Below are 25,845 nucleotides of genomic sequence, written 5' to 3'. Positions count from 1 at the left end.
GGCTGGCGCGGCGGCGTGTGGCGGGGCGCTGGTTGGCGCGGCCCAGGCTGGCGCGGCGGCGTGTGGCGCGGCGGCTGGCATGGGATGGGTGCCTGGAATGGCGGCTGGGGCGGTGGCGACGGCGGCTGGTGGGGCATAGGACTGCCTCTCCTATATCCCTACTACGACGACTACTACGGCGGGAATTTCTACGGCGCGTACAACCCCGCCTACTACCCGGCCGCATACTCTCCCTCGTCGCACGTCGCCTGGTGCGCCGCGCGCTATCGGTCGTATCGCGTTTCCGACAACACGTTCCAGCCTTTCAATGGACCGCGTCGTCAGTGCGTATCGCCTTGAGCGGCAGAAGTGAGATCATGGGAAGGGCGTCGCCACGCGGCGCCCTTTTTCCATCCGCCTTTTGTCCCAGCCTTTAAAGATTTTCTTGACCTGACCTGCTTATGACTGCGCCCGGCAAGAGACTTGGGAGTGGCGCATGGCGGAACAAGAACCATCCGAACAGCGGAGGGAACATCGCCAGCGCGTCCTGAAGGGAGCTTCGATCCTCACCGGCATCTCGAATTCCGAGGTCAAATGCACCATTCGCAACATGCATAAGAATGGCGCGGAGCTGAAGGTCTCGATCGACGCCCATGTTCCGCAGGAATTCCTGCTTTACGTCCCGGTCGACGGCATCGGCTACGAAGCGACTGTGCGCTGGCGCAAGCAAGACCGCATCGGCGTCCAGTTCACCGGCACCAGGCCAAAGCCGAGCTGGCATTACGGCTAGGCAGATCGCCTCCTCCTGAACGGTTTCGGAAAATCAAAAGGCCGGCGGATCGCTCCGCCGGCCTTTTGCGTCTCGTCCAAAGTCGGCTCCGGCACCTGCGCAAGGCAGGCGCCGGGGCAACCGGCTTAGTTCTTGGCCTTGTCGACCAGCTTGTTCTTCGAGATCCACGGCATCATGCCGCGCAGCTTTTCGCCAACCTGCTCGATCGGATGCTCGTCGTTGAGGCGGCGGGTGGCCTTGAAGCGGGCCGCGCCCGAACGGTATTCCTGCATCCACTCGGAAGTGAACTTGCCGGACTGGATGTCCTTCAGCACGCGCTTCATCTCGGCCTTGGTTTCGGCAGTGATGATGCGCGGGCCGGAAACGTACTCGCCCCACTCGGCGGTGTTGGAGATCGAGTAGTTCATGTTGGCGATGCCGCCCTCGTAGATGAGGTCGACGATCAGCTTCACTTCGTGCAGGCACTCGAAATAGGCCATTTCCGGCGCGTAGCCGGCTTCCACCAGCGTCTCGAAGCCGGCGCGGATGAGCTCGACCAGGCCGCCGCACAGAACCACCTGCTCACCGAACAGATCGGTCTCGCACTCCTCGCGGAAGTTGGTCTCGATGATGCCCGAACGGCCGCCGCCCACGCCGCAGGCGTAGGAGAGCGCGAGGTCGAGCGCGTTGCCCGAGGCGTCCTGATGCACGGCCACCAGGCACGGCACGCCGCCGCCCTTCTGGTATTCGCCGCGCACGGTGTGACCAGGGCCCTTAGGCGCGACCATGACGACGTCGACGGTCGCCTTCGGCTCGATCAGGCCGAAATGCACGTTGAGGCCGTGGGCGAAGGCAATCGCGGCGCCGTCGCGGATGTTCGGGGCAATCTCATCCTTGTAGATGTCGGCCTGCAGTTCGTCAGGCGTCGCCATCATCATCAGGTCGGCCCACTTGGCAGCCTCGGCAACCGTCATGACCTTCAAGCCATCGGCCTCGACCTTCTTGGCGGTCGCCGAACCGGCCTTGAGGCCGATGGCGATTTCCTTGGCGCCCGAATCCTTCAGGTTCAGGGCGTGCGCACGGCCCTGGCTGCCGTAGCCGATGATGGCGACCTTCTTGCCCTTGATCAGATTGAGATCGGCGTCACGATCGTAATAAACGCGCATTGCGGTCTTCCTTCCCATGGGGTGTTTCAGAGGCCGGCTGTGGCCGCCCCGGTTTGTGCTCCGTAAAGAGCGAGAAACTGCCGCGTCGCCTCGGCCGCATCCCGGCCGATCTCCGCGTCAGTCGGTTTCACCCGGTCGCCAAGCAGCAACCGGATCTGCACATCCCGGGCGACGAGCCCGAAAAAGGTCCTGAAGGCCTGCTCATCGTCCCCGAAGGCAAGCAGCCCTGCCTCGCGGCCGGCCAGCAGCACCGGCTTCAGGCGGCGGCCCATGGCCAGGCGCCCATTCTCGAGCACAATGGCGCCGAGATTGCGTTTCTCCTCGCCCGCATGGGCGATCGCCACGCGGTTCAGCGCAATCGAGGTGTCGCTGGAAATCACATGCAGCCAGTCCGAGGCGTAGCGCTCAAGGCTTGCCGTCAGGGAGGCCATGTCCAGCCTGGCCCGGTCGACGCGGGCGACGCGCACCTTGGAAGCCTGCCACTGCACCGTAGCGGTCAGCAGCCCGTCGCGATCGCCGAACCATTTGTACAGCGTTTCCTTCGAACAACTGGCCCGGCGGGCCACGGCGGTCATCGTCAGCCGGTCGCCCTCCTCCACCAACAGGCGCAGAACGGCGTTCAGAACGTCCATCTGACGCTCCGTCAGCTCTTCGCCGCCATTGATGTCGAGGCTCGTCTGCAACGCCTGATCCGCTCTTCCATTCATGAACCGTACCGTACGTTACGGTTCGGTAGTTATGGCCAAACGCCGCGGTCTTGGCAAGCGCATTTCCCGAGCATCATCAGCTAATCATGCGCGGCGCCGACCACGCAGGATCGAGGAGATTCGTGAGCCGGCCGGCGCGGCGGCCAGGCCGGCGAACTGCACAGCGGGCTGTTACACCGCCACCTGCGTTCCGATTTCCACCACACGCCCGGTGGGAATCTGGAAATACTCGGTCGCGTCGGAAGCCGAGCGCGCCAGCTTGATGAAAAGCCGATCTTGCCATAGCGGCATGCCCGAACTTGGCGAAGCCTTCAGCGAGCGCCTCGACAGGAAGAACGAGGTCTCCATGATGTCGAACTTCCAGCCCATCTTGCGGCAGATGGCCAGGGCCTTGGGTATGTTGGGTTGCTCCATATAGCCGAAGGTCAACGACACGCGCATGAACAGGTCGTTGATCCTTTCCATCTTCACCCGCGCGCTCGGTGGTACGTAGGGTGCCTGAGCGGTAACCACCGACAGGATGACATTGTTCTCGTGCAGCACCTTGTAGTGCTTGAGGCTGTGCATCATCGCGGTGGGCGCGCTGTGCGGGTCGCTGGTGAGGAACACTGCAGTTCCGGGCACGATCTGCGGCGGGTGTCTGGCCATATTATCCGCCAGGAAATCGAGCGGCACCTCGTTTTTCCGTGTCTTTTCAAACAGCAGATGGCTGCCGCGCACCCAGGTCCACATCACCAGTATGACGACGCTGGCGACCACCAGCGAGACCCATCCGCCTTCCCTGACCTTGACCACGTTGGAGGCGAAGAAACCAAGATCGATCAGGCCGAACACCAGTGTAAGGCCAATCACCACGCCCAGCGGCCATTTCCAGATGCGCCGCATCACGACAAACAGCAGCGTCGTCGTCACCAGCATGTTGCCGGTCACCGAGATACCATAGGCTGAGGCCAGGTTGCTGGATTGCTCGAAGCCAAGCACCAGCAGCATCACCCCCATTGCCAGCAGGAAGTTGACGCGCGGCATGTAGATCTGGCCGGACTGCGTTTCCGACGTATGCAGAATGGTGAAGCGCGGCAGCAGGTTCAATTGCACCGCCTGACGGGTCAGCGAAAAGGCGCCGGATATCACCGCCTGGCTGGCAATCACTGTGGCGACAGTCGCCAGCGCCACCATCGGCACCAGCGCCCAGCCTTCCGTCATCTCGAAGAACGGGTGGCCGATCTTGCCGGTGTTGGCCAGCACATAGGCGCCCTGCCCGAAATAGTTCAGCAACAGGCAGGGAAACACCACGGCAAGCCACGCCGCTATGATCGGGCGGCGGCCGAAATGGCCAAGATCGGCATAGAGCGCTTCCGCACCGGTCACGGCAAGGAAGATCGCTCCTATGGTGACGAAGGCGACGCCGGGCGAGTCCGAAAGCAGGTAGGGAATGTAGGCCGGGTTCAGCGCCGCCAGTATGGCCGGTTCGTCGGCTATGTGCCTCAGCCCCGAATAGCCTATGAACAGGAACCAGAGCAGCATGATCGGCCCGAACACGGACGCCACTCGGCCGGTGCCGAAGCGCTGCACGGCAAACAGCACCGCCAGGATCAGCAGCGTCATCGGCACCACATAGGGATCGAATGTCGGCGTGATGACCTCGATGCCTTCGACGGCCGACAGAACAGAAATCGCCGGCGTGATCAGGGAGTCGCCGAAAAACAGCGCCGCCCCGCATATTCCGGCCGCCAGGATGAGCCCCGAACGCTTGCCGAAGCTCGCCCGCGCCAGCGCCATCAGCGAAAGCGTGCCGCCCTCGCCATGGTTGTCGGCCCTGAGCACGAAGATCACATATTTGATCGTGACGATGATGGTCAGCGCCCAGATGATCAGCGACAGCACGCCGAGCACGGATTCTTCCGAGGCCACCGCTCCGCCGCTCGACGAGGCGACAAGCGCTTCGCGAAACGCGTAGATCGGGCTCGTGCCGATATCCCCGTATACGACGCCCAGGGCGCCGATCATCAGCAATTTGGTGTTTTGGGAGGCGACGACACTCGCCGACGCCACCTGTTCCGCCTCATGACCAAGATTGGTATGGGCCATGCCTGACACTCCGGTAAAGCGGCGGGTGCTCTACTCCTGTCCGGCGGCAATGGCAACAGGCGGCATCATGCCGCCCGCGTTCACCATCCGCATGCCTTCAGGAAGCGCCGCGTCGTCTCGGCCATTCCGTATTCGAGCGCATCGGCCGTGAGGCCATGTCCGATGGACACTTCGGCAAGGCCGGGCACGCGCTTTACCAGCGCCGGAAGGTTGGCCACCACCAGATCGTGGCCGGCGTTGACCGCCAGTCCAACCGCCAGCGCGGCGCCAGCCGTTTTGCCAAGCTTTTCCAATTCCCTGGCTGCCCTCTCCGGATCGGAATGGCAACTGCCGTAAGGCCCGGTATAGAGTTCAATCCGGTCCGTCCCCGTGTCCCGCGCTGCCGACACCTGCGAAGGATCCGGGTCGGAAAACAGCGACACGCGAAACCCGCTCTTCTTCAACCTCTTCACAGTTTGCGACAAAAACGCCTGGTGCTCGATGAAGTTCCAGCCGTGGTCGGAGGTGGCCTGCGCCGGATCGTCCGGCACCAGAGTCACCTGGTCGGGCTGATGCTCTTCCACCAGCCGCAGGAACTCCTCGTTGGGATAGCCCTCGATGTTGAACTCGGCTTGCGGGAACTCGTCGTCGATCAGCGCGCGCAACTCCGGCAGGTCGGAAAAGCGGGTATGGCGCTGGTCGGGGCGCGGATGCACCGTCAGCCCGTGCGCGCCGGCGGCGAGCGCCACCCGCCCGAGGCCGGTTACACTCGGCCAGGGCAGATCGCGACGATTGCGCAGCATGGCGACGGCGTTCAAGTTGACGGAAAGTTTTGCCGGCATTCCTGGGACCTCATCCTCGACTGCTCGATCTATAGCGCGTCCGGCGGGAACGGACAGCGACTTTGTGTGTTCCAATCCCATCTCTGGTGAAAGGAGGCGAAATGGGCCTGCTAGACGACGTCCCTGCCGTGCGTCGCATCGACACCAACCGCGCGGATGCCTATGCATTCGAGCTCGTCGGACATGTTTCGGCGGCCGACATCGAAAATCTCTACGGCCTGCTGGAAGGCGCCTACATCCTGCACGAGCGGATCGATCTGCTCATCCGCATTATCAATTACGACGGCGTCGACTGGGAAAACGTCTCCAAGATTACCCGCCGGGAAGGCCGCCGCCATGCGCTGCAGCACATACGGCGCTGCGCGGCCGTGGGCGAGCCCGACTGGACCACCTACGCCAGCGGCTTGTTCTCGGCTCCGCTGCCGGTGGAACTCCGCCATTTTGCCGCCGCTGAAGAAAATGAAGCCTGGGCGTGGATCGACGCGCATCCAGTGAAGGCGGCATAGCCACCGGCGGAACGGCAGGCTAGCGTCACATTGCCGACACTGCCGCAGGTCAAATCCCCGCATCATGCCAAATATTCGCATCATCGATTCGATTTCCGACGCCGGTTCCGCCTCGCGCCCCAATGAGGACGCCGGCGGCGGCAACGCAAGCTGCGCCTTCGTCATAGACGGGGCGACCGGGCTTGGCGGCAAGAACATCGTCGGCCTGAACGGCTCGGACGCCGCCTGGCTGGCACAATTCGCGCAAAGCGCCTTCGAGCAGATGGTGCGGCCCGGCCGGGCCATGGCCGAAATCGTGCGCGAATTCAACGAGCGTGCAGCCAATGTCGTGCACGAGGCCGCGCATGCACTGCCCCTCGAGCCATGGAACCTGCCGGTGGCGGGCTTCCAGATGGTGCGGATCGAGGACGACACCGTTGTCACCCACGGCCTCGGTGACTGCCGCCTGTTCCTGCTCGGCAGCGATGGCTTCACCTTCGAAACCACCGCGCTGAAGGAAGCGGCGGCCGCCGAGCGCGAAGGGGCACGGCTGGCGCTTGCCCATGCCGGCGGGTTTTCCGCCTTCCAGGCGCTGGCCGAAGAGCCAATGGTGCGCGACGAACTGCGACGGCACCGCGCTGCCTACAACAGCCCCGCATCCGGCATCTGGACGCTGGGGGTCGAGCCTGAAGCCGGCGAGCACCTGGCCAGCGAGGCACTGCATTGCGCCCTGCCCGCCACCGGCCTGTTGTGCACCGACGGCTTCGCCGCGCTCGTTGACCAGTATCAGCGCTACGAAGCCTGCGAGTTCGTCTGCGCCGCCCGCGAAGGCGGCCTTTCGAGCCTTCTCGACGAACTGCGCCGCATCGAGCGCGTAGAGGACCCTGATGGCCTGAAATACCCCCGCTTCAAGATGAGCGACGACGCCACGGCCGTGCTGTTCGAGATTGTGGACTAGCAGCCGGGGTCGGCGGGCGGTCAACACGTCCGCCGCAATCGGATCGAACCCCAGAGAGCGGCATCAGCGCCAGCCGCTCCAGACAGCGCGGGCGCTGGGCGCCGCGGCCTAGCGCACCACCGTCAACCGCTCGGCGGCGCGGGTGATGGCCGTGTAGAGCCAGCGCTGGCGGGTGTCCTTGAAGGCAAAGCTTTCGTCGAACAGGACAACATTGTTCCACTGCGAACCCTGCGACTTGTGCACGGTCAGCGCGTAGCCATAGTCGAAATCGTCGAAGCGTTTCTTCTGCTGCCAGGGAATGTCCTCGTCCGGGTTTTCGAACGCAGCTTTCAGCAGCTTGATCTTGGCCACGCCGCGGTCCGGATCGTCCTCTTCCGGCGAAACCAGCAGGTTGATGCCGGGCTTCACCGTCTCGCGCGAGGAAGTCATGACCTTCCAGAGCGAGCCGTTGAGCAGGCCCTTGGCCGGATCGTTGCGCAGGCAAACCAGCTTGTCGCCGGCCTGCGGATAGCTCGCGCTAAACCCCTTCAACTCGCGCAGGCGCGTATTGTAGCGTCGACGCGTGCGGTTCGTGCCCACCAGAACCTGATCGGCCGACAGCACCAGATCCTGGTTCACCTGATCCCTGCCGATGACCTGGGCGGTGCCGTAGTCTCCGTGCATGAATTCGCGCCCCTCGCGCACGTCGAGCGCCAGCCGGATGATGGGGTTGTCGCGCGCCTGGCGGTGAATCTCCGTCAGCAGGAAATCCGGCTCGTGCTCGGTGAAGAAGCCGCCGCCTGAAATCGGCGGCAGCTGGCCGGGGTCGCCCAGCACCAGGATCGGCGTGCCGAAGCTCAACAGGTCACGGCCGAGTTCCTCGTCCACCATCGAGCACTCGTCGATCACCACCAGCTTGGCCTTGGCGATCGGGCTCTGGCGGTTGAGCGAGAAGGTCGGCGACATCGAGGTCTTGCCGGTCGTCTCGTCCTCCACCGCTTCCTCGCCGCGCGGGCGATAGATCAGCGAATGGATGGTGCGGGCGTTGACCGCGCCCTTGGAGCGCAGCACCTGCGCGGCCTTGCCGGTGAAGGCGGCGAACTGCACCTGTCCGTCGACATGCTCGGCGAAATAGCGCGCCAGCGTCGTCTTGCCCGTGCCGGCATAGCCGAATAGCCGGAACACTGGCGTGCCGCCGCCTTTCAGCCACCGCGCCACCGCCTGCAGCGCATCGTCTTGTTGCGGAGAGAATTCCATGGCCTCGACAGACAGGATTCGCGCCCGAAGGGCAAGCCATTTGAGCCTTGCGGCCAGTCAGGCCAGATCGGTAGCGGCGAAATCGTCACCTTTGTAGAGCAAAGGCACCCCGGCCTGCTTGGCCATCGCGTAGGAAATGCAGTCGCCCATGTTCAGGCGCGCCGGATGGCCGGAGCCCTTGCCGTAGCGATCCCGCGCCGTGCATCACCATTTAAACGCAACCCCGGATAACTCAGTAAGCAACACTGTATCTTGCACCGAAAAAGAACACAAGGAGAACAAATCTGCCCCGTTTTTCAGCTGCGGGTTTACCTGACAAGACAAGACGCCGCGGGCCGAAGCTAATGGGCTGTCGCCGGTGAATGCCCGCCTCACGGGCGCCCAGGCACCGGCGGCTTGACGTAGGCCGCGCGGAGAGTGAGCATGTCGATCTATGTTTTCGCGCTCCTCATCGGCATCATCGCCGGCTTGCGGGCGCTCACAGCCCCGGCCGCCGTAAGCTGGGCCGCCTTGCTCGGTTGGTTGCCGGTTGAAAACAGCTGGGCGGCTTTCATGGGCTACCGCTACACGCCCTACATCTTCACCCTTCTTGCGATCGTGGAGCTCGTCACGGATCAGTTTCCGAGCACGCCCGCGCGCACCGTGCCGCAGCAATTCGCCGCCCGCGTCTTCAGCGGTGCGCTGTGCGGCGCGGTCATCGGAGCCGCCGGCGGTCCATGGATCGGCGGGCTGATCGTCGGTGCGATTGGCGCGGCGATCGGCACGTTCGGCGGATACGAGGCCCGCAAGCGGCTCGTAGCCGCCACCGGCGGACGCGATCTGCCGATCGCACTTCTGGAGGATGCGGTCGCGATCGTCGGAGCCTATCTCATCGTCCGGGAGGCACTATGAGCACACAGTTCGACGCCATCATCATCGGCACCGGCCAGGCGGGGCCGCCGCTTGCCGGCAGGCTCACGACCGCTGGAATGAAAGTCGCCATCATCGAGCGCAAGCAGTTCGGCGGCACCTGCATCAACACCGGCTGCACTCCCACCAAGACCCTCATTGCCAGTGCCTATGCCGCGCAGCTGGCGCGCCGCGCCACAGAATATGGCGTGACGCTCGGCGATAGCGTGGGCGTGGACATGAAAGCGGTCAAGGCGCGCAAGGACGCCGTTTCGGGCAAGTCCCGAGAGGGCGTTGAAAGCTGGCTGAAGGGCATGAAAAACTGCACCGTCTATGAGGGCCATGCCCACTTCGTCTCGCCAGACGAAGTCAGGGTCAACGACGAGACCCTAGTTTCCGAACGCATCTTCATCAATGTCGGCGGCCGCGCGATCGTGCCGGACATGCCGGGCGTCGACAAGGTGCCATACCTCACCAACAGTTCGATCCTGGAACTCGACGCCCTGCCGCGCCATCTCGTCATCGTCGGCGGCAGCTATGTCGGGCTCGAGTTCGCCCAGATGTACCGGCGCTTCGGCAGCGAAGTCACGGTCGTGGAGAAGGGCTCGCGCCTCATCCAGCGCGAGGATGAAGATGTTTCCGAGGCTGTCCGCGAAATCCTCGAGCGCGAAGGAATAGTGGTGCGCTGCAATGCCGAATGCATCAGCTTCTCGCCGCACGGCGAAGACGTCGCCGTAAGCGTGGATTGCACCGAAGGCGAGCCGGAGGTCATCGGCTCGCATGTGCTGCTGGCGGTCGGTCGGCGCCCCAATACCGACGATCTCGGCCTGGAAAATGCCGGCGTGGCCACAGACAAGCACGGCTACATCACCGTCGACGACCAACTGCGCACCAGCGTTCCCGGCATCTGGGCGCTGGGCGACTGCAACGGCAAGGGTGCCTTCACCCATACCGCCTACAATGATTTCGAGATCGTGGCGGCCAACCTGTTCGACGATCAGCCGCGCCGCGTCAGCGATCGCATCACCGCCTATGCGCTCTATACCGACCCGCCGCTCGGCCGTGCCGGAAAGACCGAGGCCGAAGCCCGCAAGTCGGGCCGGCAAGTTCTGGTCGGCACGCGGCCGATGACGCGGGTTGCCCGCGCGGTCGAGAAGGGCGAAACGCAGGGCTTCATGAAGGTGCTGGTCGACGCCGAGAGCAACCAGATCCTCGGCGCCGCCATCCTCGGCACCGGTGGCGACGAAGCCATCCACTGCATCCTCGACGTCATGTACGCCAAGGCGCCCTACACGACGATGCAGCGGGCGGTGCACATCCACCCCACCGTGTCGGAGCTTATCCCCACGATCTTGGGCGATCTGAAGCCGCTGGAGTGAGGCTCGGGGGAGCGGCGTGTTCTACCGAGAGCGCTGCGGATCGTTTTCCAGCAGGATCGGCTTTCCATGCGGCGTGGCATGGGCCGCGCGCTGCCAGGCAGCGGCGAGGTCGTCGACAGCGTGCCGCGGCGCAACGCCCTTGGCTGCGAGCAGCTTTTCCAGCGCGCACAGCCAGCAGTCGTAAAAATAGTCGCTGCCGTCCTGGGCCGCGCCCGGCGCCTTCACCTCGGCCGAAAGCATCTGCGCCCACTCGCTCCAGGAAAACAGCCCCTTCTCGTGCAGGGCCACCGTCAGCGCAAAGGCCTCGGCCTGCCACGGCTCGGCAAACACCGGCTCGTCCATGCCGGGCGGCAGCGGCCGCCCCTTTTCATGCCGGCTCAAGATAGCTCTCCCAGGCATCGATGCTGACGACAAGCGCCGGGTCGGCCCCCTCGCCCCAGATCTCGCGGCCGTCGAAGACGACCGTATAGACCCACTGCGGATGCTCGCCGCGGCCGTGGGCGTTGGTGTCGGGGAACACAAAACCCTCGCGCACGGCATCGATCACCCCCACCTTGTCCCGTGCATAGCGCGGCAGGCGCGTATGGCCTTGGGGATGAAAATTCTTCGTGCGCACGCGCTCACCCGCTTTGAAGCGCGCCGGCGCGCTCACCGGGCGGTTGCACGGCCCGCCACGCGCCAGAGCGGCCGGAACGTCCTCCGCCTGCAGCACGCGCTTCGGCCGTACATCGCCGCCCAATGACTTGCCCACCAGCAACTCGTCCTGCGTGACGAAGCCGTGCCGCTTCAACAGCGTCTCAAGCGCCTTGATCCAGATCTCGTAATAGCTGGAGGAATAATAGTCGGCGGGGTGCAGGCTTTCGCGCGTATGGCGGCTCTCGTCGATGTTCCAGTGGCCCATGGCGCCGGCGCAAAGCGTCACGCCCAGCGCGCGCTTTTCCCATTCGGCGTGGAAATAGGGCTCATCCTTCTCGGGCGCGACAGGCCCGAACCCCATCTGGCCGCCGAGGTCCTGCGGCCCGTTCATGCAGCCGCCCTCGCAAGGCCGGTGCCGATCATCGAGTCGCGCGTCACCAGGTCGGCAAGTTGTTCCTCGCTCCAGCCCTCGGTTCCTTCCGGACGCAGTGGAATAACGAGGTAGCGTAGCTCGGCAGTGGAATCCCAGACACGGATTCTTGTCTCGGGCGGCAGCGTCACGCCGAATTCGGCCAACACGCCGCGCGGATCGATCACCGCGCGCGAGCGGTAGGGCGGCGACTTGTACCAGACCGGCGGCAGGCCGAGCACCGTCCACGGATAACAGGAGCACAGGGTGCAGACGACCATGTTGTGCTGGTCAGGCGTATTGAACACCGCCTGCATGTGCTCGCCCTGGCGGCCGGTATAGCCCAGCGAGGCGATCGCCGCGGTGGCGTCGCGCTTCAGCCAGTCGGCGAATTCCGGGTCGCTCCAGGCTTTCGCCACCACCCGGGCGCCGTTGCGCGGGCCGACCTTGGTTTCGTAGGTGTCGACGATCACGTCGATCGCGGCGGGGTCAATCAGCCCCTTCTGCGTCAGGATCGTCTCCAGCGCCCGCACCCGCGCGGCCATCGGGTCGAGTTCGTTTTCGTGATGATGGTCGTGGTCATGATCGTGCGACATGACCGCAGGCTATGCCGCGTGCGGCCCGCGCGCAAGCGGGCCAGCCATCACCGCAGCATCGGCCACAGCGTGGCCGCCAAAAGCAGACCCATGCAGATGTTGAACCATTTCAGCCGCACTGGGTCGGCCAGGAAGCCGCGCAGCGCCATGCCGAACCCCGCCCAGGACGAGACGCTGGGCAGGTTGACCAGCGCAAACGCGAAGGAAATCGACAGCACCGAGAGGAACGGCGCCTCCGGATTGGTGTAGACGGCCATGGCCGTCAGCGCCATCACCCATGCCTTCGGGTTGACCCACTGGAAGGCGGCGGCCTCGAGAAAGGTCATCGGCCGCGCCTTGGCGTCGCCGTCCTTGCCCATCGAGCGCGACATGGCGATCCGCCAGGCGAGATAGACCAGATAGGCGCCGCCGGCGATCTTCAACCCAGTATGCAGCGCCGGGAATGCCGTCAGCACCGCGCCGAGCCCGAAGCCCACGCCCAGCAGCAGCGAAAGGAAACCCATGCCGATGCCCAGCATGTGCGGAATGGTGCGCATGAAGCCGAAATTCACGCCCGAGGCCAGCAGCATGAAGTTGTTCGGCCCCGGCGTGATCGAGGTCACCAGGGCATAAACCACGAGGGCGAAGAATGCGTCTGCTGTCATCATTGGACCTGTCTGGAGTGGTGCGCCGGCCGGAATGCATCGGAACGCCGCATGTTTGCGCGGCCTTCCGATGTCGAATCCGCGCGTCGCGCGCAGGATTGAACGGCGAAGGGAAACAGATATATTCGGGGTGAACGTTCTGTTTCTATCGACATCGACCAGATCTTCTGCCGGCATGGCTTCGATAAAGATCTGATATCTGAAATTCCATGTAATTCAGGTGACAAATGTCTGCAGTTGCCAAAGCCGAGCCCACCAGCCTCACCCGCGAACTCATCGACCACGCCGTGGCGAGCATCGAGGGGTCCGACCGGTTCTCGCTGCCCTTTCCCCACATCTTCTTCCGCAACTTCTTTCCGAAGGATTTTTATGCCGACCTGATCAAGTCGATCCCGACCGAGGGCTACGACCCCATCACGGGCGACGGCACGCGCATGGCGCTGCGGCTCTATGGCGACAATGTCGCCAAGGTTGACGAAAGCCTGCGCGAAATGTGGGCGGCGGTGTCCGCGATGCTGACCTCGCGCGAGATCGAGGACGCCATCCGCCGACAGCTTCACGAGGGTCTTGAAATTCGCGCCCGCGGCGACAAGGTCGCCAGCGTGGACGACCTCAGGCTGGTGGCCAAGCCCGTGCTCTACAGCGACAAGGACGGATACCAGATCAAGCCGCATCCCGATGCGCGCAAGAAGGTGGTGACCATGCAGCTCTACTGCCCCGCCGACGAGAGCCAGCGGGAGCTTGGCACGACCCTCTATCAGGCTTCTCTGAAAGGCCTGCTGCATGTCGGCTCCTACGGGCTGGAACCGGTCAAGACGCTGCCGTTCCTGCCCAATGTCGGCTATGCCTTCGTGGTGCTGAAGGCCTATCATTCGCTGACGAAGATGAGCTGGCACGGCCGCCCGAAGATCCACACGCCGATCGAGCAACCGCGGGTCACCCTGCTCAACACCTTCTATATCAACGAAAACGTCGGCTTCTGATCCGGGCGGGCACTGCCCGTCCGGTCTGCCTTGCGCGCCGCCCCGGTCGCTCGACCGTGGGCGGCTTGCCTTTTGGGATTACATTCCCTGCGGGCCGCGGTTCATCGCCGCCACGCCTGTGCGGCAGATCTCGACCAGGCCCAGCGGCTTCATGATGGCGATGAACTGCTCGATCTTCGACACCTTGCCGGTGATCTCGAAGATGAAGTGCTCGGTGTTGGCGTCGATCACTTTGGCGCGGAAGGCATCGGCCAGCCGCAGCGCCTCGACCCGCGCGTCGCCGGTTCCGGCCACCTTGACCAGCGCCAGCTCGCGCTCCAGCGGCCGGTCCTGGCCGAGCTCGGCTGCCCTAACCGTCAGGTCGATCACGCGGTGCACCGGCACGATGCGCTCAAGCTGATGCTTGATCTGTTCCAGCACGTGGGGCGTTCCCCGCGTTACGATGGTAATTCGCGAAAGGTGCCGCTCGTGTTCGGTTTCGGAAACCGTGAGGCTTTCGATGTTGTAGCCGCGGCCGGAGAACAGGCCGATCACGCGGGCCAGCACGCCCGGCTCGTTGTCGACCAGAACCGATAGCGTGTGGATTTCCGGCCGCTGCGTCTCCTTGGAGATGAAGTAGGCGGAGCCGGTCGCCTGTAGCTGTGCGTTCATTTGGATCCCGTCTTCAAGCGTCTCGCTCAATTCGTTGTTTTCGCGCGGCCTTTTGAAGCCGCGCGATCGTTGAAAACTTCCGCCTAAACCAGCGCGCGCCCCTTGGCGTCGATGGCGTTGGCCACCGCCTCGTCGGTGGCTTCGTCGGGCAGCAGCATCTCGTTGTGCGCCTTGCCGGAGGGGATCATCGGGAAGCAGTTGGCCAGGTTCGCCACGCGGCAGTCGAAGATCACCGGCTTGTTCACCGAGATCATCTCCTTGATCGCGTCGTCCAGGTCGGCCGGCTTGTCGCAGCGGATGCCGTGGCCGCCGTAGGCCTCGGCCAGCTTGACGAAGTCCGGCATCGCCTCGGTGTAGGAATGCGACAGCCGGTTGCCGTGCAGCAGCTGCTGCCACTGGCGCACCATGCCCATGTACTGGTTGTTCAGGATGAAGATCTTGATCGGCGCCTCATACTGCACCGCCGCGCTCATCTCCTGCATGGTCATCTGCACCGACGCGTCGCCGGCGATGTCGATGACCAGCGCGTCCGGATGCGCGATCTGCACGCCCAGTGCGGCCGGCAGGCCGTAGCCCATCGTGCCGAGGCCGCCCGAAGTCATCCAATGATGCGGCTTTTCGAAATGGAAGTGCTGCGCCGCCCACATCTGGTGCTGCCCCACTTCGGTGGTGATGTAGGTGTCGCGATGCTTGGTCAACTCGTAAAGCCGCTGGATCGCATATTGCGGCATGATCACCTCGTCGTTCATCTTGAACGCCAGCGAGTCACGCGCGCGCCATTTGGCGATCTGCTCCCACCATGGATAGAGCGTCTTCTTGTCGGCCTTCACGGTGGCACGCCATAGCCGCACCATATCCTCCAGCACGTGGCCGACGTCGCCGATGATCGGAATATCGGCGCGGACGTTCTTGTTGATCGAGGACGGATCGATGTCGATGTGGATCTTCTTCGAGCCCGGCGAGAAGGCGTCGAGGCGGCCGGTGATGCGGTCGTCGAAGCGCGCGCCGACGCACAGCATCACGTCGCAGTCATGCATGGCCATGTTGGCTTCGTAGGTGCCGTGCATGCCCAGCATGCCGAGCCAGTTCTTGCCCGATGCCGGATAGGCGCCAAGCCCCATCAGCGTCGAGGTGATCGGGAAGCCGGAGAGCTCCACCAGCTCGCGCAGCAGCTGGCTGGCCTCGTTGCCGGAATTGATGACGCCGCCGCCCGAATAGATGATCGGCCGCTTTGCATTGGCCAGCAGCGCCACCGCGTCCTTGACCCGCTGCAGGTCGGCCTGCACCTGCGGATGATAGCTGGTGCGCGGCGCGGTCTGCGGCGGCGTGTAGATGCCGCGGGCGAACTGCACGTCCTTGGGGATATCGACAACCACCGGGCCCGGCCGGCCGGTCGTGGCGACATGGAAGGCTTCATGCAGCGTGCGGGCCAGATCGTTGACGTCCTTCACCAGCCAGTTGTGCTTGGTGCATGGGCGCGTAATGCCAACGGTGTCACATTCCTGGAAAGCGTCCGAGCCGATCAGCGATGTCGGCACCTGGCCGGTGATGCAGACCAGCGGGATCGAATCCATCAGCGCATCCTGCAGTGGCGTGACGGCGTTGGTCGCGCCGGGGCCGGAGGTCACCAGCATCACGCCGGCCTTGCCGGTCGAGCGGGCATAGCCTTCGGCCGCGTGGCCGGCGCCCTGCTCGTGGCGCACCAGGATGTGCTCGACATCCTCCTGCTGGAAAAGCTCGTCATAGATGGGAAGAACCGCACCGCCCGGATATCCGAAGATATGCTTGACGCCATTGTCCTTCAGCGCCTGCACCACCATTTCGGCGCCTGTCATTTCGCGCCGGCCGGTTTCGTTCTGTCCGTTACTCATCAGTCTGGTTCCGTCTCTTCCGCTTCAGCTTTGCCGTCGTATCGATATTTTTGCCAATAAAAAAGGCCCCCGAGGGAGCCTGTGTTTGCGCATGGGAGGACTTTGCCCGGCGGTTACACCGCCTTGCCCACGCGCCTGCCTACGAGAATGAGTGCCAACTTGTTCATCGAGGCGGACATTAGGTGGGGATTCGGCCAGGTGTCAACGCACAATTTTGGCACAGAATGCTGGAAATGCCGCCGCGGCCCTCCCCCGCTAAGGTTGAAGCCATTTCATTAGTGCTTTCTGCACCATTTCGCCTCACCGCCGCTTAACCGCCATTCGCTAGGATGCCGCGCAGGGAATGCCAGGGGGCCAGAGCCGACAATGTTCATCGACCGCGAGAAATCCGGCGGAGAAGCCATTTCGCAGGAACGCCGCGAGGATGCCCAGCCGGACGCGCGCGTGCTGGGCCATGTCGTGCATTGCGATGGCGCCCGCGCCACCATCGCCGCCTTCGCGGAGGCGGACGAAGGCACGCTGTCCGGCCTCTGGACCGTCGGCAAGATGATCTCGATCAATCTCGGCAAGGCACGCACGGTCGGCCTTGTCTACGCAGTGGGCAGGCCCGATCGCGTGTGGAGGGAAGAAGGGCGCAACCCCATCGAAGTCAGCGTCGAACTGGTCGGCGAAGTGCGCGACGGCCTCGCCGGCGGCGCGCCCGTCTTCGACCGCGGCATCACCGTCTATCCGCATATCGGTGCGGTTGCCCACCGCATCCGCTCGCGCGACCTGCAGGCAGTCTACGATCTGGCGGGGCGCAAGTCGGTCACCATCGGCCAGCTCTCGCAGGACGAAACGATCAATGCCTGCATCGCCGTCGAGGACACACTGTCGCGCCATTTCGCCGTTGTCGGCACCACAGGCGTCGGCAAGTCGACTGCCGTGTCGCTGCTGTTGCGCAAAACCATCGAGGCAAGGCCCGACCTGCGCGTTCTCATCATGGACCCGCACAACGAATTCGCCGAGGCCCTGCCCGACCACAGCGTCACCATAGACACCGGCACGCTCGACCTGCCCTTCTGGCTGTTTCGGCTGGAAGAATTCGCCGAGGTGCTGTTTCGCGGGCGCGAAGTGGTGGCGGAAGAGATCGACGTGCTGCGCGACCTCATTCCGCAGGCCAAGAACCTCTATCGCAACCCCCAAGCCGGCGCCTTCCTGCGCCGTGGCGCCGATGCGCTCACCGCGGACACACCGGTTCCCTACCGCATGGCCGACCTGATCAAGCAGATCGACGAACGCATGGGGCTCCTGGAAAGCAAGAACGACCGCCCGGTCTACCGCGCCCTGAAGACGCGCATCGAATCGGCCGTCGCCGATCCGCGCTATCGCTTCATGTTCAATTCGCGGCTGATCGAGGACACGATCCACCAGACCATCGGCAACATCTTTCGAATTCCGCATGGCGGCCGCCCCATCACCTGCTTCGAGATGGCCGGCTTGCCTTCCGAAGTGGTCAACGCGGTCTGCTCCGTCCTGGCCCGCCTCGCCTTCGACCTGGCGCTGTGGAGCGAGGGCAAGCTGCGGCTGCTGATCCTGTGCGAGGAAGCGCATCGCTACATGCCGGCCGATACGCGGCTTGGCTTCGCGCCGACCCGGCATGCGCTGTCGCGCATCGCCAAGGAAGGCCGCAAATATGGCTGCTATCTGGGCATCGTCACCCAGCGGCCGGGCGAACTCGACCCGACCATCCTGTCGCAATGCTCCACGATCTTCGCCATGCGGCTCGCCAACGATCAAGACCAGCAGATCATCCGCTCGGCCATCGCCGATTCCTCTGCTTCGACGCTGTCGTTCCTGTCGTCGATGGGCCAGCGCGAGGCGATCGCCTTTGGCGAAGGCGTGGCCACCACCATGCGGCTGAAGTTCGAGCGCCTGCCGCAGAGCCTCATCCCCGGCGCCCACAAGCGCCGCACCGAGGGAGCGGCGGCGGCCGAAGGCGAAGTCGATCTTGCCTTGATCGTGGAAAGGCTGCGCAACGTGCCGCGCCCGCAGCAGCAACTCGGCTTCGCCGAAACCGTCGACGTCCAGCTCCAGGCCGGAGATCCCGGCTTCAGAAAGGCCGCGCCGGCACCAGTCCCTGAGGACCTGGATGTCAGCTTCGGGCTCAAGCCGACCACCTTCGGGCTCCGTCCCCGTTCGGACTGACGGCCCGCCGCCTCAAAGCTTCGTGGTTTCGCGGCCGGATACCCTGCCCTCTCAGGCGCAGACGCGGTTCCGGCCTTCTCTCTTGGCGTGATAAAGCTGCTTGTCGGCGCGCCGGAAGAATTCTTCGGCCGCTTCCTTGCGGTCCCACACCGCCAGCCCAACGCTGGCAGTGACTCTCAGCCGGACATTGCCCGACAGGATCGTCTGGGAAGCGATGGCCTTGCGAATGCGCTCGGCAAACCTCACCAGCTTTTCGGCATCCATGTCGGGCGCCACCACGGCAAACTCCTCGCCGCCCAGGCGGGCAACCACGTCGTGGTAGCGGGTCATGTCGCGAAGGCATCTGGCTACCGCGCGCAGCACCTCGTCGCCAATGTCGTGCCCGTGCGTGTCGTTGACCTGCTTGAAATGATCGAGGTCGAGGATCATCAGCCCCACCGGCTTGTCGATGCGCCCGAACTCCGAAAGATATTCCTTCAACGCCTCGTCGAAATAGCGCCGGTTCTGCATGCCCGTCAGGCCGTCCGTCAGCGCCGCGTGCTCCAGGGTCTCGGAGCGCGCGCTGAGCGAGGCGGTCATGGCACGCAGCTTGCCGCCCTCCTTCACCTGCGTACGGATCTGCGGGTAGATGAAGAACACGCCGAAGAACAGCGCGGTGATTACCAGCACCGCCGTCAGGAACAGCAGCTGCGAAAGATAGGCCACGCTTTCAATATGCTCTGGCTGGAACAGCGTAGCGTCTCCGCTATGCAGCACGTTATAGGCGTGCAAGGTCACGCCACCAGCCGCAAGGATCACGGTGATCAGTACGAAGAACGCCGATTCCGACTGGTGGAAACGCATGGACCTCCCGCTGGCGATATCAGTTCCGGAATCCGGAACGACCGTCGACTCAGGTTGTGCCATATCGGGCCTTACGGTCGGTTAATCCGATCGGCTAAAAGCCGAGTACTTTCCGCCGCTTGACTTTCCGACGCGGTTTCGGCTCAGGCCATCGCGGCCGCGCCGGGAATGCGTTTCCACTCCGGTCCAAACTGGTTTCGGAACCATGTCGACTGGCGCTTGGCATATTGCCGGGTGGCAATCTTGGCGCGCTCGATCGCCTCGGCAAACGCCATCTCGCCGACATCCGCGGCCTGTAGCTCGCGCACGCCGATGGCCTTCATCGCCGGCAGCGCCGGGTCGAGCCTCATTGCGGTCAGCGTCCGCACTTCCTCCAGCGCTCCGGCCTCCAGCATGCGGTCGAAGCGCGCATCGATACGGCGCACAAGCTCGCCGCGATCGGGCTCGATCACGATGAAACGGGCCGTCTCCCTGTCAACCAACGCGCCGCCGCGCTCGCTCTGCCATGCCAGCATGGAGCGGCCGGAAGCGTCCAGCACCTCCAGCGCGCGCAGGATGCGCTGGCTGTCGCCCGGCTTCAGGCGCAGGGCCATTTCCGGGTCGCGCTCGCCGAGGATGCGGTGCAGCGCCACCGAGCCTTCATCGGCCATGCGGCCACGCCAGCCTTCGCGGATCGCGGATGGAATGTCGGGCATGTTCGAAATCCCCTCCGTCAGCGCGCGGAAATAGAGGCCCGTGCCGCCGACGAAGATCGGCACCTTTCCCTCAAGGCGCCCCTCGGCCACCAGCTTGCCCACATCCCGAAGCCAGGTGCCGGTGGAATACAGCGTCGCCGGCGAAACGTGCCCGTAGAGAAAATGCGGCGCGCGGGCCTGATCCTCGTCGCTGGGGCGCGCTGTCAGCACGTCCAGAACCGAATAGACCTGCATGGAATCGGCGTTGACGATCACGCCGCCCTTGTCGAGGGCGAGGTCCAAAGCCAGCGCCGACTTGCCGCTGGCCGTCGGCCCGGCTATCAGGATCGCGTCCTTCACGCGCTCGCCGCCTTCGCATTTGCCGGAATTTTCCATGCCGCTCGTCGCCACCCTCATTTCGCACCCGGCCCAGCGCCGTCTTTCGCACTCGCTCGCGAATATGGCCTCGCAGGCCGTCGGTGCAAGCTCCCTTCGCTGGCTTGCCGAGGAAATCGCCTGCGACCTGATCCTGCCCGACGCAGCCGACTGCGAAAGCGCACAGGCGCTCTTGCGCGAGGCGCTGGCCTCCGAGCCCATCGACGTTGCAGTGCAGGAGACCGACGGCCGCGCCAAGAAGCTTCTGCTGGCCGACATGGACTCCACCATGATCGACCAGGAATGCATCGACGAGCTGGCCGACGAAATCGGCGTCAAGGAGCATGTCGCAGCCATCACCGCGCGTTCGATGAACGGCGAGATCGAGTTCGAACCGGCCCTGCGCGAGCGCGTCGCCCTTCTCAAGGGGCTCGACGCCACCGTCATCGAGCGCATCATCAGCGGACGGCTGACGCTCGCCTCGGGCGGGCGCCAGCTGGTTGCCACCATGCGCGCACATGGCGCCTATACGGTGCTGGTCTCCGGCGGCTTCGACGTCTTCACCTCGCGTATCGGCGCCAAGCTCGGCTTCGACGAGCACCGCGCCAACAGGCTCATCGAGGTTGACGGCCGCCTCACCGGCGAGGTGGTGGAGCCCATTCTCGGCCGCGCCGCCAAGGCCGAAGCCCTGCTCGACATTTCCGCCCGCCTCGGCCTCTCGCCGGCGGATGCCATCGCGGTCGGAGACGGCGCCAACGATCTCGACATGATCCATCTTGCGGGCACCGGCGTGGCGCTGCATGCCAAGCCCACGGTGGCCGCCGAGGCGCGGGTGCGCATCGATCATGGCGACCTCACCGCCCTTCTTTATCTGCAGGGCTATAGCCAGAAGGATTTCGCCACTTGAACCCGATCCGCACCGAGCGTCTATTGTTGCGCAACTGGGAAGAGCGCGACCGCGACCTGTTCCACCGCATCAATTCTGACGAGACGGTGATGGAGTTCTTCCCCTTCCGGCGCGACCGTGCCCAGGCCGACGCGGTGATGGACAGGATGCGCGCCGAAATCGCGGCGCAAGGCTATGGCTGGTCGGCGGTCGAAATTGCCGAGTCTGGCGAATGCATCGGCTTCGTCGGGCTGCACGACGCGGAGATCGAGCCCGTAGTGCCGCCCGGCTCGATCGAGATCGGCTGGCGACTCGCGCCGGAATTTTGGGGCTTCGGCTATGTCACCGAGGCCGCTTGCGCCCTGCTCGACTTCGGCTTCCACCAACTCGGCAAGGAAGAGATCATCTCCTTTGCCGTGGCCGGCAATATGCGTTCCACCGCAGTGATGGAACGTTTGGGCATGCGCCGCGATCCGGCCGCCGATTTCGACAATCCCAACGTGCCCGACACGCACCCGCAATTGAAGCGGCACGTGCTCTACCGCATGACCCGCGCGGATTGGCAACAAAGAAAAAGGGCAGCCCTGTAGCCCCCCTTTCCGTTTTCCTTCAAAGGCTTGGACCGGCTTGCGGAATCAATCCATCCGCACCGTGACAAAGCGCAACTCGCCCGATTTCGAAGCCAGCATCAGAAGCGCGTTCTTGCGGCCCTGCTCCTTCAGCGCGGCGATGCGGTCCATCACGTCCTTGGGCGAGGCAACGGATTCCTGAGCGATCTCGGTGATCACCTCGCCCGCCGCGATGCCGCGTTCGGCCGCCGGCGAGTTCGGATCCACCTCGCGGATGAGCACGCCGGCCACATCGGCATTGATGCCGAACTGGGCCCGTGCGGCCTCGTCCAGGTCGCCGACGGTCATGCCCAGCACGGATGCGGTCGCAACGGCGTCGCCGCCCTTGGTCTGCTTGACCTCTTCCTTGCTCAGCTTCTCGCCGTCCTCGAGGCGGCCCAGCGTCACCTTTACGCTCTGTTCGGCGCCCTTGCGCACGAGCTCCACGTCCACCGCCTTGCCCACCGGGCTTTCGGCCACGACGCGCGGCAGGTCGCGCATCTCGTGCACGTCCTTGCCGTCGAACTTGGTGATCACGTCGCCCGGCTGGATGGTGCCATCGTCCACCGGTCCGCCCTTGATCACGCCGGCCACCAGCGCGCCCTTGGCAGCTTTCATGCCGAGGCTTTCGGCGATCTCGTCCGTCACCGGCTGGATGCGCACGCCCAGCCAGCCGCGCCGCGTCTCACCATATTCGGCCAGCTGCTGCACTACGCCTGCGGCAAGCTCCGAGGGGATCGAGAAGCCGATGCCGATGGAGCCGCCCGAAGGCGAGATGATGGCGGTGTTGATGCCCACCACCTCGCCGTCCATGTTGAACAGCGGCCCGCCGGAATTGCCGCGGTTGATCGCGGCGTCGGTCTGGATGAAGTCGTCATAAGGACCAGCATTGATGTCGCGGTTGCGCGCCGAGACGATGCCCACGGTCACAGTGCCGCCCAGGCCGAACGGGTTGCCCACGGCCATTACCCAGTCGCCGATCCGCATCTTGTTGGAATCGCCGAACTTCACCGCGGTCAGCTTCTTGGCCTTGGGGTCGACCTTCAGCACGGCAATGTCGGTCTTGGTATCGGTACCGGCCAGCGTCGCCTTCAGCTTGCTGCCGTCGGAGAAATTGACCTCGATCTCGTCGGCATCGGCGATCACGTGGTTGTTGGTCACGATGATGCCCTTCTCGGCATCGACCACGAATCCGGAGCCCAGCGACTGCACCTTCTGGGGTCCGCTTTCCTTCTTGCCCTGCCGGTTCTTGAAAAATTCGTCGAAGAAGTCCTGGAAGGGCGAGCCCTCGGGAAGCTGGGGCATCGGCACGGCTCCCGGCCCTTCACTTCCCTTCACCGTCTGCGACGTGGAAATGTTCACCACCGCGCCCAGCAGGCCTTCGGCCAGGTCGGCGACGGAAGCCGGCCCATGCGCGGGAGGGCGTGACTGTTCCTGCGCCAAAGCCGGAGTGACGAGGTGCGGCGTCGCGACCCCGGCGGTCAGCATGGCCATGGTCGCCGCCAATACGGTCTTGCGGACCACGGGCAGGAAGGGATTGGACGTCATGGGAAAATAGCCTCCGGTTCAGACAGCGCCATGTGTGAGGAAAAATAAGGCGTGTTTGCGGCTTTGCCTACTGGCTCGGCAAGACAATCTTGGTCGGCGGCGGTTTCCGCGCCGCCGCCGCGGCCACGTAGGCGCCCGCAGGCGAAATCCGGCGGAAGCGCCGCTGGTCCTATGCGCGGGCCAGCCACACAAGGGCGACGCCCGCGGCGATTGCCGCAAGCCCCACCGCTCTCAGCATGTTCTCAGGCATCACCAGAACCTGCGCGGCCAGCCGCCGCGCAAGCGAGGGGAAGCCGCCATAGATCAGGCCCTCGATGACGAAGACAAGCCCTATGGCGACAAGGAAGTCGGACACCGGCGCTGCTTACTGGCTGGCGCCGGCTGTGGGTGCCCCGCTTGCAGCAGCCGGTGCGTTCGTGGTCGGTGCGTTCGTGGACGGCGCCGCGCCCGCTGCACCACCCGAAGGGCTGCGGAAGTAGCGGAAGAACTCCGACTGCGGCGACAGCACCATGGTGGTGTCGGCGCTGTCGAGCGCCTTGTTGTAGGCGTTCATCGAGCGGTAGAACTCGAAGAACTCAGGGTCGCGCTGGAAAGCGTCGGCGAAAGTGGCGTTACGCGCCGCCTCGCCCTCACCGCGCACGATCTCTGCTTCCTTCTGCGCTTCGGCAACCGTTTCCACGACCTCGCGGTCTGCGCGAGCGCGGATGCGCTGCGCCGCTTCGCGGCCGCGTGCCCGCAGCCTTTCGGCTTCGGCCAGGCGCTCGGCCTTCATGCGCTCGTAGGTCTGCTGCGAAACCTCGGCTGTCAGGTCTGTGCGGCGAATGCGCACGTCCTCGATCTCCAGCCCCAGCGAGGTGGCGTCGGGGCGAAGCTGGTCGCGCACTTCGCGCATCATCGAGGCGCGCTCTTCCGACAGCGCAGCTTCAAAGCCACGCACGCCGTAGACGCGACGCAGCGCCGCGTCGAGGCGGGTCTTCAGGCGCTGCTCGGCAAGCGTCACGCTTCCCGAAACGGCGGCGCGGAACAGGCGCGGGTTCTTGATGCGGTAGGCCACGAAAGCATCCACCTCATAGAACTTGCCGCCCGAAACCTGGACGCGGATGTTGTCGAGATCGAAGCGCAGGATGCGGTCATCCACATATTGCACCGTGTCGGCGTCGAACATCGAGAACGGCATCTTGAAGTAGATGCCGGGCTCGCTCTTGACGTCGACGATCTCACCGAAGCGCAACACGATGGCCTGCTGGCGCGCATTGACGACATAGACCGAGGAGTAGAGCAGCAACAGGATGACCGCTGCGATCACGCCGATGATTGGGAGACGGTTAGACATTACTTGTTGCCTCCTTGGGTCGCGTTCGGCGCGCGGTTCTGCAATTCCGGCAGAGGCAGATAGGGTATCACGCCCTGCCCATTACCCTGGTCGACGATGACCTTGTTGGCCCCCTTGAGAACCGATTCCATGGTTTCGAGGAACAAGCGCTGGCGGGTCACGTCGGGTGCCTTGGCATATTCGTCGTAGACGGAGATGAAGCGCTGCGCCTCACCCTCGGCCTCCTGGACAACGCGGTTCTTGTAGGCGGCCGCATCCTCGCGGATCTGCGCGGCCTGGCCTCGAGCCTGGCCCAGCTTCTGGTTGGAGTACTGGTTGGCCTCCTCCACGAAGCGGTCTTCGTCCTGTTCGGCGCGCTGCACCTCGTCAAAGGCGTCCGCGACTTCGCGCGGCGGGGCCGCATCTTCGATCGAGATCGCGTTGACCGCAATGCCGGCGCCATATTCGTCCAGCGTGCCCTGCACGGTGGAACGGACCGAGTCGGCGATGCCCTGGCGGTCATCGCGGAAGATGTCCTGCGCGGGACGGCGACCCACAACCTCGCGCATGGCGCTTTCGGACACCTGGCGCAGCATGCCGTCCGGGTCGGACACACGGAACAGATAGGCCTTCGGGTCGGAGACCTGGTAGGCCACCGAGAACTGCACGTTGACGATGTTCTGGTCACCCGAGAGCATCAGGCCCGAAGTCGAGCGGTCGGTGCCGCCGCCGATATTGATGAGCTTTTCGGCCATATTGGCCTTTTCGATGGTTTCGACCGGCCACCAGTGGAAATGCAGGCCGGGCCCGGAAATCTCTTCCTTCGGCTTGCCGAAGCGTAGCTCCACCGCCATCTCGTCCGGCTGGACGGTGTAGACGGCCTGGAAGGCCCAGAACACCACAAGCGCAACGGCAATCAGCCCGAACATGGCCGCCCCGCCGCCGTTTCCGCCGGGCAGAACATTCTTCAGGCGGTCCTGGCCGCGCCGGATGATGTCTTCAAGATCGGGAGGGGTGCCTTGCGGGCCGCCCGGGCCTCGAGATCCCTGGCCCCAGGGGCCACCGCTGTTTCCACCGCCGCCCCCCCATGGGCCGCCACCGCTCTGATTGTTCCAGGGCATGAATGTCCTTTCGGTTCAAAATCTT

At 64.4% G+C, this 25,845-nt stretch carries 27 protein-coding genes and 1 pseudogene; 10 read left to right on the top strand and 18 right to left on the bottom strand.

From position 1 onward, the window contains the following. Positions 1 to 339 (top strand): BA14K family protein (locus AC3A4H_RS10755; protein WP_487766676.1); only part of this gene is annotated, 339 nt, incomplete at its 5' end. 136 nt (positions 340 to 475) lie between these two features. Then, positions 476 to 769: a PilZ domain-containing protein gene (locus AC3A4H_RS10750; protein ID WP_348777300.1), complete on the top strand. Its 294-nt coding sequence runs from the start codon at positions 476 to 478 to the stop codon at positions 767 to 769. 125 nt (positions 770 to 894) lie between these two features. Here AC3A4H_RS10750 and ilvC read toward each other — a convergent pair whose 3' ends face one another. From ilvC to AC3A4H_RS10730, 4 genes are all read right to left on the bottom strand, one after another. After that, positions 895 to 1,914: a ketol-acid reductoisomerase gene (gene ilvC / locus AC3A4H_RS10745; protein WP_348777301.1), complete on the bottom strand. Its 1,020-nt coding sequence runs from the start codon at positions 1,912 to 1,914 to the stop codon at positions 895 to 897. A 26-nt stretch (positions 1,915 to 1,940) separates the two neighbouring features. Continuing rightward, a complete protein-coding gene (locus AC3A4H_RS10740; RefSeq protein WP_487766675.1) occupies positions 1,941 to 2,621 on the bottom strand; it encodes a TetR/AcrR family transcriptional regulator C-terminal domain-containing protein in 681 nt (226 codons plus the stop codon). A gap of 171 nt (positions 2,622 to 2,792) precedes the next feature. Further along, the gene (locus tag AC3A4H_RS10735) at positions 2,793 to 4,709 is read right to left on the bottom strand and encodes a potassium transporter Kup (protein ID WP_487766674.1); all 1,917 of its coding nucleotides are present in this window, start codon (positions 4,707 to 4,709) and stop codon (positions 2,793 to 2,795) included. 80 nt (positions 4,710 to 4,789) lie between these two features. Continuing rightward, positions 4,790 to 5,530 carry a pyridoxine 5'-phosphate synthase gene (locus AC3A4H_RS10730; protein WP_487766673.1) on the bottom strand — a complete coding sequence of 247 codons (741 nt, stop codon included), beginning with the start codon at positions 5,528 to 5,530 and terminating at the stop codon, positions 4,790 to 4,792. Positions 5,531 to 5,631: 101 nt separating this feature from the next. On the opposite strand from AC3A4H_RS10730, the gene AC3A4H_RS10725 reads away from it, so the two are divergent. Continuing rightward, positions 5,632 to 6,036, top strand: coding sequence for a SpoIIAA family protein (locus AC3A4H_RS10725; protein ID WP_487766672.1), 405 nt, complete (start codon positions 5,632 to 5,634; stop codon positions 6,034 to 6,036). Between the two features lie 64 nt (positions 6,037 to 6,100). Then, on the top strand, positions 6,101 to 6,973 hold the full coding sequence (locus tag AC3A4H_RS10720; protein WP_487766671.1) for a hypothetical protein: 873 nt from the start codon (positions 6,101 to 6,103) through the stop codon (positions 6,971 to 6,973). Between the two features lie 108 nt (positions 6,974 to 7,081). On the opposite strand, the gene AC3A4H_RS10715 is transcribed toward AC3A4H_RS10720, so the two are convergent. Both AC3A4H_RS10715 and AC3A4H_RS10710 read right to left on the bottom strand, forming a co-directional pair. After that, positions 7,082 to 8,209, bottom strand: a complete 1,128-nt coding sequence (locus tag AC3A4H_RS10715) for an ATP-dependent DNA helicase (protein WP_487766670.1) — start codon at positions 8,207 to 8,209, stop codon at positions 7,082 to 7,084. Between the two features lie 57 nt (positions 8,210 to 8,266). Next, a pseudogene (locus AC3A4H_RS10710) lies at positions 8,267 to 8,407 on the bottom strand (type II toxin-antitoxin system VapC family toxin); the annotation flags it as partial. Between the two features lie 225 nt (positions 8,408 to 8,632). Between AC3A4H_RS10710 and AC3A4H_RS10705 the strand changes: the two are divergent. Both AC3A4H_RS10705 and AC3A4H_RS10700 read left to right on the top strand, forming a co-directional pair. Beyond that, positions 8,633 to 9,100, top strand: coding sequence for a DUF4126 domain-containing protein (locus AC3A4H_RS10705; protein ID WP_487766669.1), 468 nt, complete (start codon positions 8,633 to 8,635; stop codon positions 9,098 to 9,100). Next, the gene (locus AC3A4H_RS10700) at positions 9,097 to 10,476 is read left to right on the top strand and encodes an FAD-containing oxidoreductase (protein ID WP_487766668.1); all 1,380 of its coding nucleotides are present in this window, start codon (positions 9,097 to 9,099) and stop codon (positions 10,474 to 10,476) included. Before AC3A4H_RS10705 ends, AC3A4H_RS10700 begins: the two co-directional genes overlap by 4 nt. A gap of 21 nt (positions 10,477 to 10,497) precedes the next feature. Here the strand turns inward: AC3A4H_RS10700 and AC3A4H_RS10695 are convergent, their stop codons facing one another. Genes AC3A4H_RS10695 through AC3A4H_RS10680 form a run of 4 tightly spaced genes read right to left on the bottom strand, consistent with a single transcriptional unit; the run spans position 10,498 to position 12,761 of the window. Beyond that, on the bottom strand, positions 10,498 to 10,875 hold the full coding sequence (locus AC3A4H_RS10695; RefSeq protein WP_487766667.1) for a nitrile hydratase accessory protein: 378 nt from the start codon (positions 10,873 to 10,875) through the stop codon (positions 10,498 to 10,500). Further along, entirely contained in the window at positions 10,844 to 11,503 is a 660-nt protein-coding gene (gene nthB, locus AC3A4H_RS10690) for a nitrile hydratase subunit beta (RefSeq protein WP_487766666.1), read from the bottom strand. Before nthB ends, AC3A4H_RS10695 begins: the two co-directional genes overlap by 32 nt. After that, the gene (gene nthA / locus AC3A4H_RS10685; RefSeq protein ID WP_487766665.1) at positions 11,500 to 12,117 is read right to left on the bottom strand and encodes a nitrile hydratase subunit alpha; all 618 of its coding nucleotides are present in this window, start codon (positions 12,115 to 12,117) and stop codon (positions 11,500 to 11,502) included. Before nthA ends, nthB begins: the two co-directional genes overlap by 4 nt. 47 nt (positions 12,118 to 12,164) lie before the next feature. Then, positions 12,165 to 12,761: a LysE family translocator gene (locus AC3A4H_RS10680; protein WP_348777728.1), complete on the bottom strand. Its 597-nt coding sequence runs from the start codon at positions 12,759 to 12,761 to the stop codon at positions 12,165 to 12,167. A 227-nt stretch (positions 12,762 to 12,988) separates the two neighbouring features. Between AC3A4H_RS10680 and AC3A4H_RS10675 the strand changes: the two genes are divergently transcribed. Beyond that, positions 12,989 to 13,744 carry a hypothetical protein gene (locus AC3A4H_RS10675; RefSeq protein WP_487766664.1) on the top strand — a complete coding sequence of 252 codons (756 nt, stop codon included), beginning with the start codon at positions 12,989 to 12,991 and terminating at the stop codon, positions 13,742 to 13,744. A gap of 78 nt (positions 13,745 to 13,822) precedes the next feature. On the opposite strand, the gene ilvN is transcribed toward AC3A4H_RS10675, so the two are convergent. Both ilvN and AC3A4H_RS10665 read right to left on the bottom strand, forming a co-directional pair. Continuing rightward, complete coding sequence (gene ilvN / locus AC3A4H_RS10670; RefSeq protein ID WP_348777315.1) at positions 13,823 to 14,395, bottom strand: acetolactate synthase small subunit; 573 nt, start codon at positions 14,393 to 14,395, stop codon at positions 13,823 to 13,825. An 83-nt stretch (positions 14,396 to 14,478) separates the two neighbouring features. Beyond that, entirely contained in the window at positions 14,479 to 16,266 is a 1,788-nt protein-coding gene (locus tag AC3A4H_RS10665; RefSeq protein ID WP_348777316.1) for an acetolactate synthase 3 large subunit, read from the bottom strand. A 366-nt stretch (positions 16,267 to 16,632) separates the two neighbouring features. On the opposite strand from AC3A4H_RS10665, the gene AC3A4H_RS10660 reads away from it, so the two are divergent. After that, positions 16,633 to 18,453 (top strand): ATP-binding protein, encoded by a 1,821-nt coding sequence (locus AC3A4H_RS10660; protein ID WP_487766663.1) that lies wholly within the window; start codon positions 16,633 to 16,635, stop codon positions 18,451 to 18,453. A 51-nt stretch (positions 18,454 to 18,504) separates the two neighbouring features. Here AC3A4H_RS10660 and AC3A4H_RS10655 read toward each other — a convergent pair whose 3' ends face one another. Continuing rightward, on the bottom strand, positions 18,505 to 19,296 hold the full coding sequence (locus AC3A4H_RS10655) for a GGDEF domain-containing protein (protein WP_487766662.1): 792 nt from the start codon (positions 19,294 to 19,296) through the stop codon (positions 18,505 to 18,507). Between the two features lie 143 nt (positions 19,297 to 19,439). Then, complete coding sequence (gene miaA, locus AC3A4H_RS10650) at positions 19,440 to 20,366, bottom strand: tRNA (adenosine(37)-N6)-dimethylallyltransferase MiaA (protein ID WP_487766661.1); 927 nt, start codon at positions 20,364 to 20,366, stop codon at positions 19,440 to 19,442. Between miaA and serB the strand changes: the two genes are divergently transcribed. Both serB and AC3A4H_RS10640 read left to right on the top strand, forming a co-directional pair. Further along, positions 20,365 to 21,252 carry a phosphoserine phosphatase SerB gene (gene serB, locus AC3A4H_RS10645; RefSeq protein WP_487766660.1) on the top strand — a complete coding sequence of 296 codons (888 nt, stop codon included), beginning with the start codon at positions 20,365 to 20,367 and terminating at the stop codon, positions 21,250 to 21,252. The two genes, miaA and serB, sit on opposite strands and share 2 nt — an antisense overlap. After that, positions 21,249 to 21,821, top strand: a complete 573-nt coding sequence (locus tag AC3A4H_RS10640; RefSeq protein WP_487766659.1) for a GNAT family N-acetyltransferase — start codon at positions 21,249 to 21,251, stop codon at positions 21,819 to 21,821. Before serB ends, AC3A4H_RS10640 begins: the two co-directional genes overlap by 4 nt. 45 nt (positions 21,822 to 21,866) lie before the next feature. On the opposite strand, the gene AC3A4H_RS10635 is transcribed toward AC3A4H_RS10640, so the two are convergent. The 4 genes from AC3A4H_RS10635 to hflK all read right to left on the bottom strand — a co-directional run bounded on the left by AC3A4H_RS10635 (position 21,867) and on the right by hflK (position 25,820). After that, positions 21,867 to 23,387, bottom strand: a complete 1,521-nt coding sequence (locus AC3A4H_RS10635; protein WP_487766658.1) for a DegQ family serine endoprotease — start codon at positions 23,385 to 23,387, stop codon at positions 21,867 to 21,869. Positions 23,388 to 23,556: 169 nt separating this feature from the next. Then, the gene (locus AC3A4H_RS10630) at positions 23,557 to 23,742 is read right to left on the bottom strand and encodes a DUF2065 domain-containing protein (protein WP_487766657.1); all 186 of its coding nucleotides are present in this window, start codon (positions 23,740 to 23,742) and stop codon (positions 23,557 to 23,559) included. A gap of 9 nt (positions 23,743 to 23,751) precedes the next feature. Then, on the bottom strand, positions 23,752 to 24,720 hold the full coding sequence (gene hflC, locus AC3A4H_RS10625; protein WP_487766656.1) for a protease modulator HflC: 969 nt from the start codon (positions 24,718 to 24,720) through the stop codon (positions 23,752 to 23,754). Next, positions 24,720 to 25,820, bottom strand: a complete 1,101-nt coding sequence (gene hflK / locus AC3A4H_RS10620; protein ID WP_487766655.1) for an FtsH protease activity modulator HflK — start codon at positions 25,818 to 25,820, stop codon at positions 24,720 to 24,722. The genes hflC and hflK overlap by 1 nt, the downstream gene beginning before the upstream one ends. Positions 25,821 to 25,845: the final 25 nt, after the last annotated feature.

Source organism: Pseudaminobacter sp. Soil_N_29, from assembly GCF_057656055.1.
Note: the sequence above shows the minus strand (reverse complement) of the source record. Positions and strands in the feature narration are given on the sequence as shown.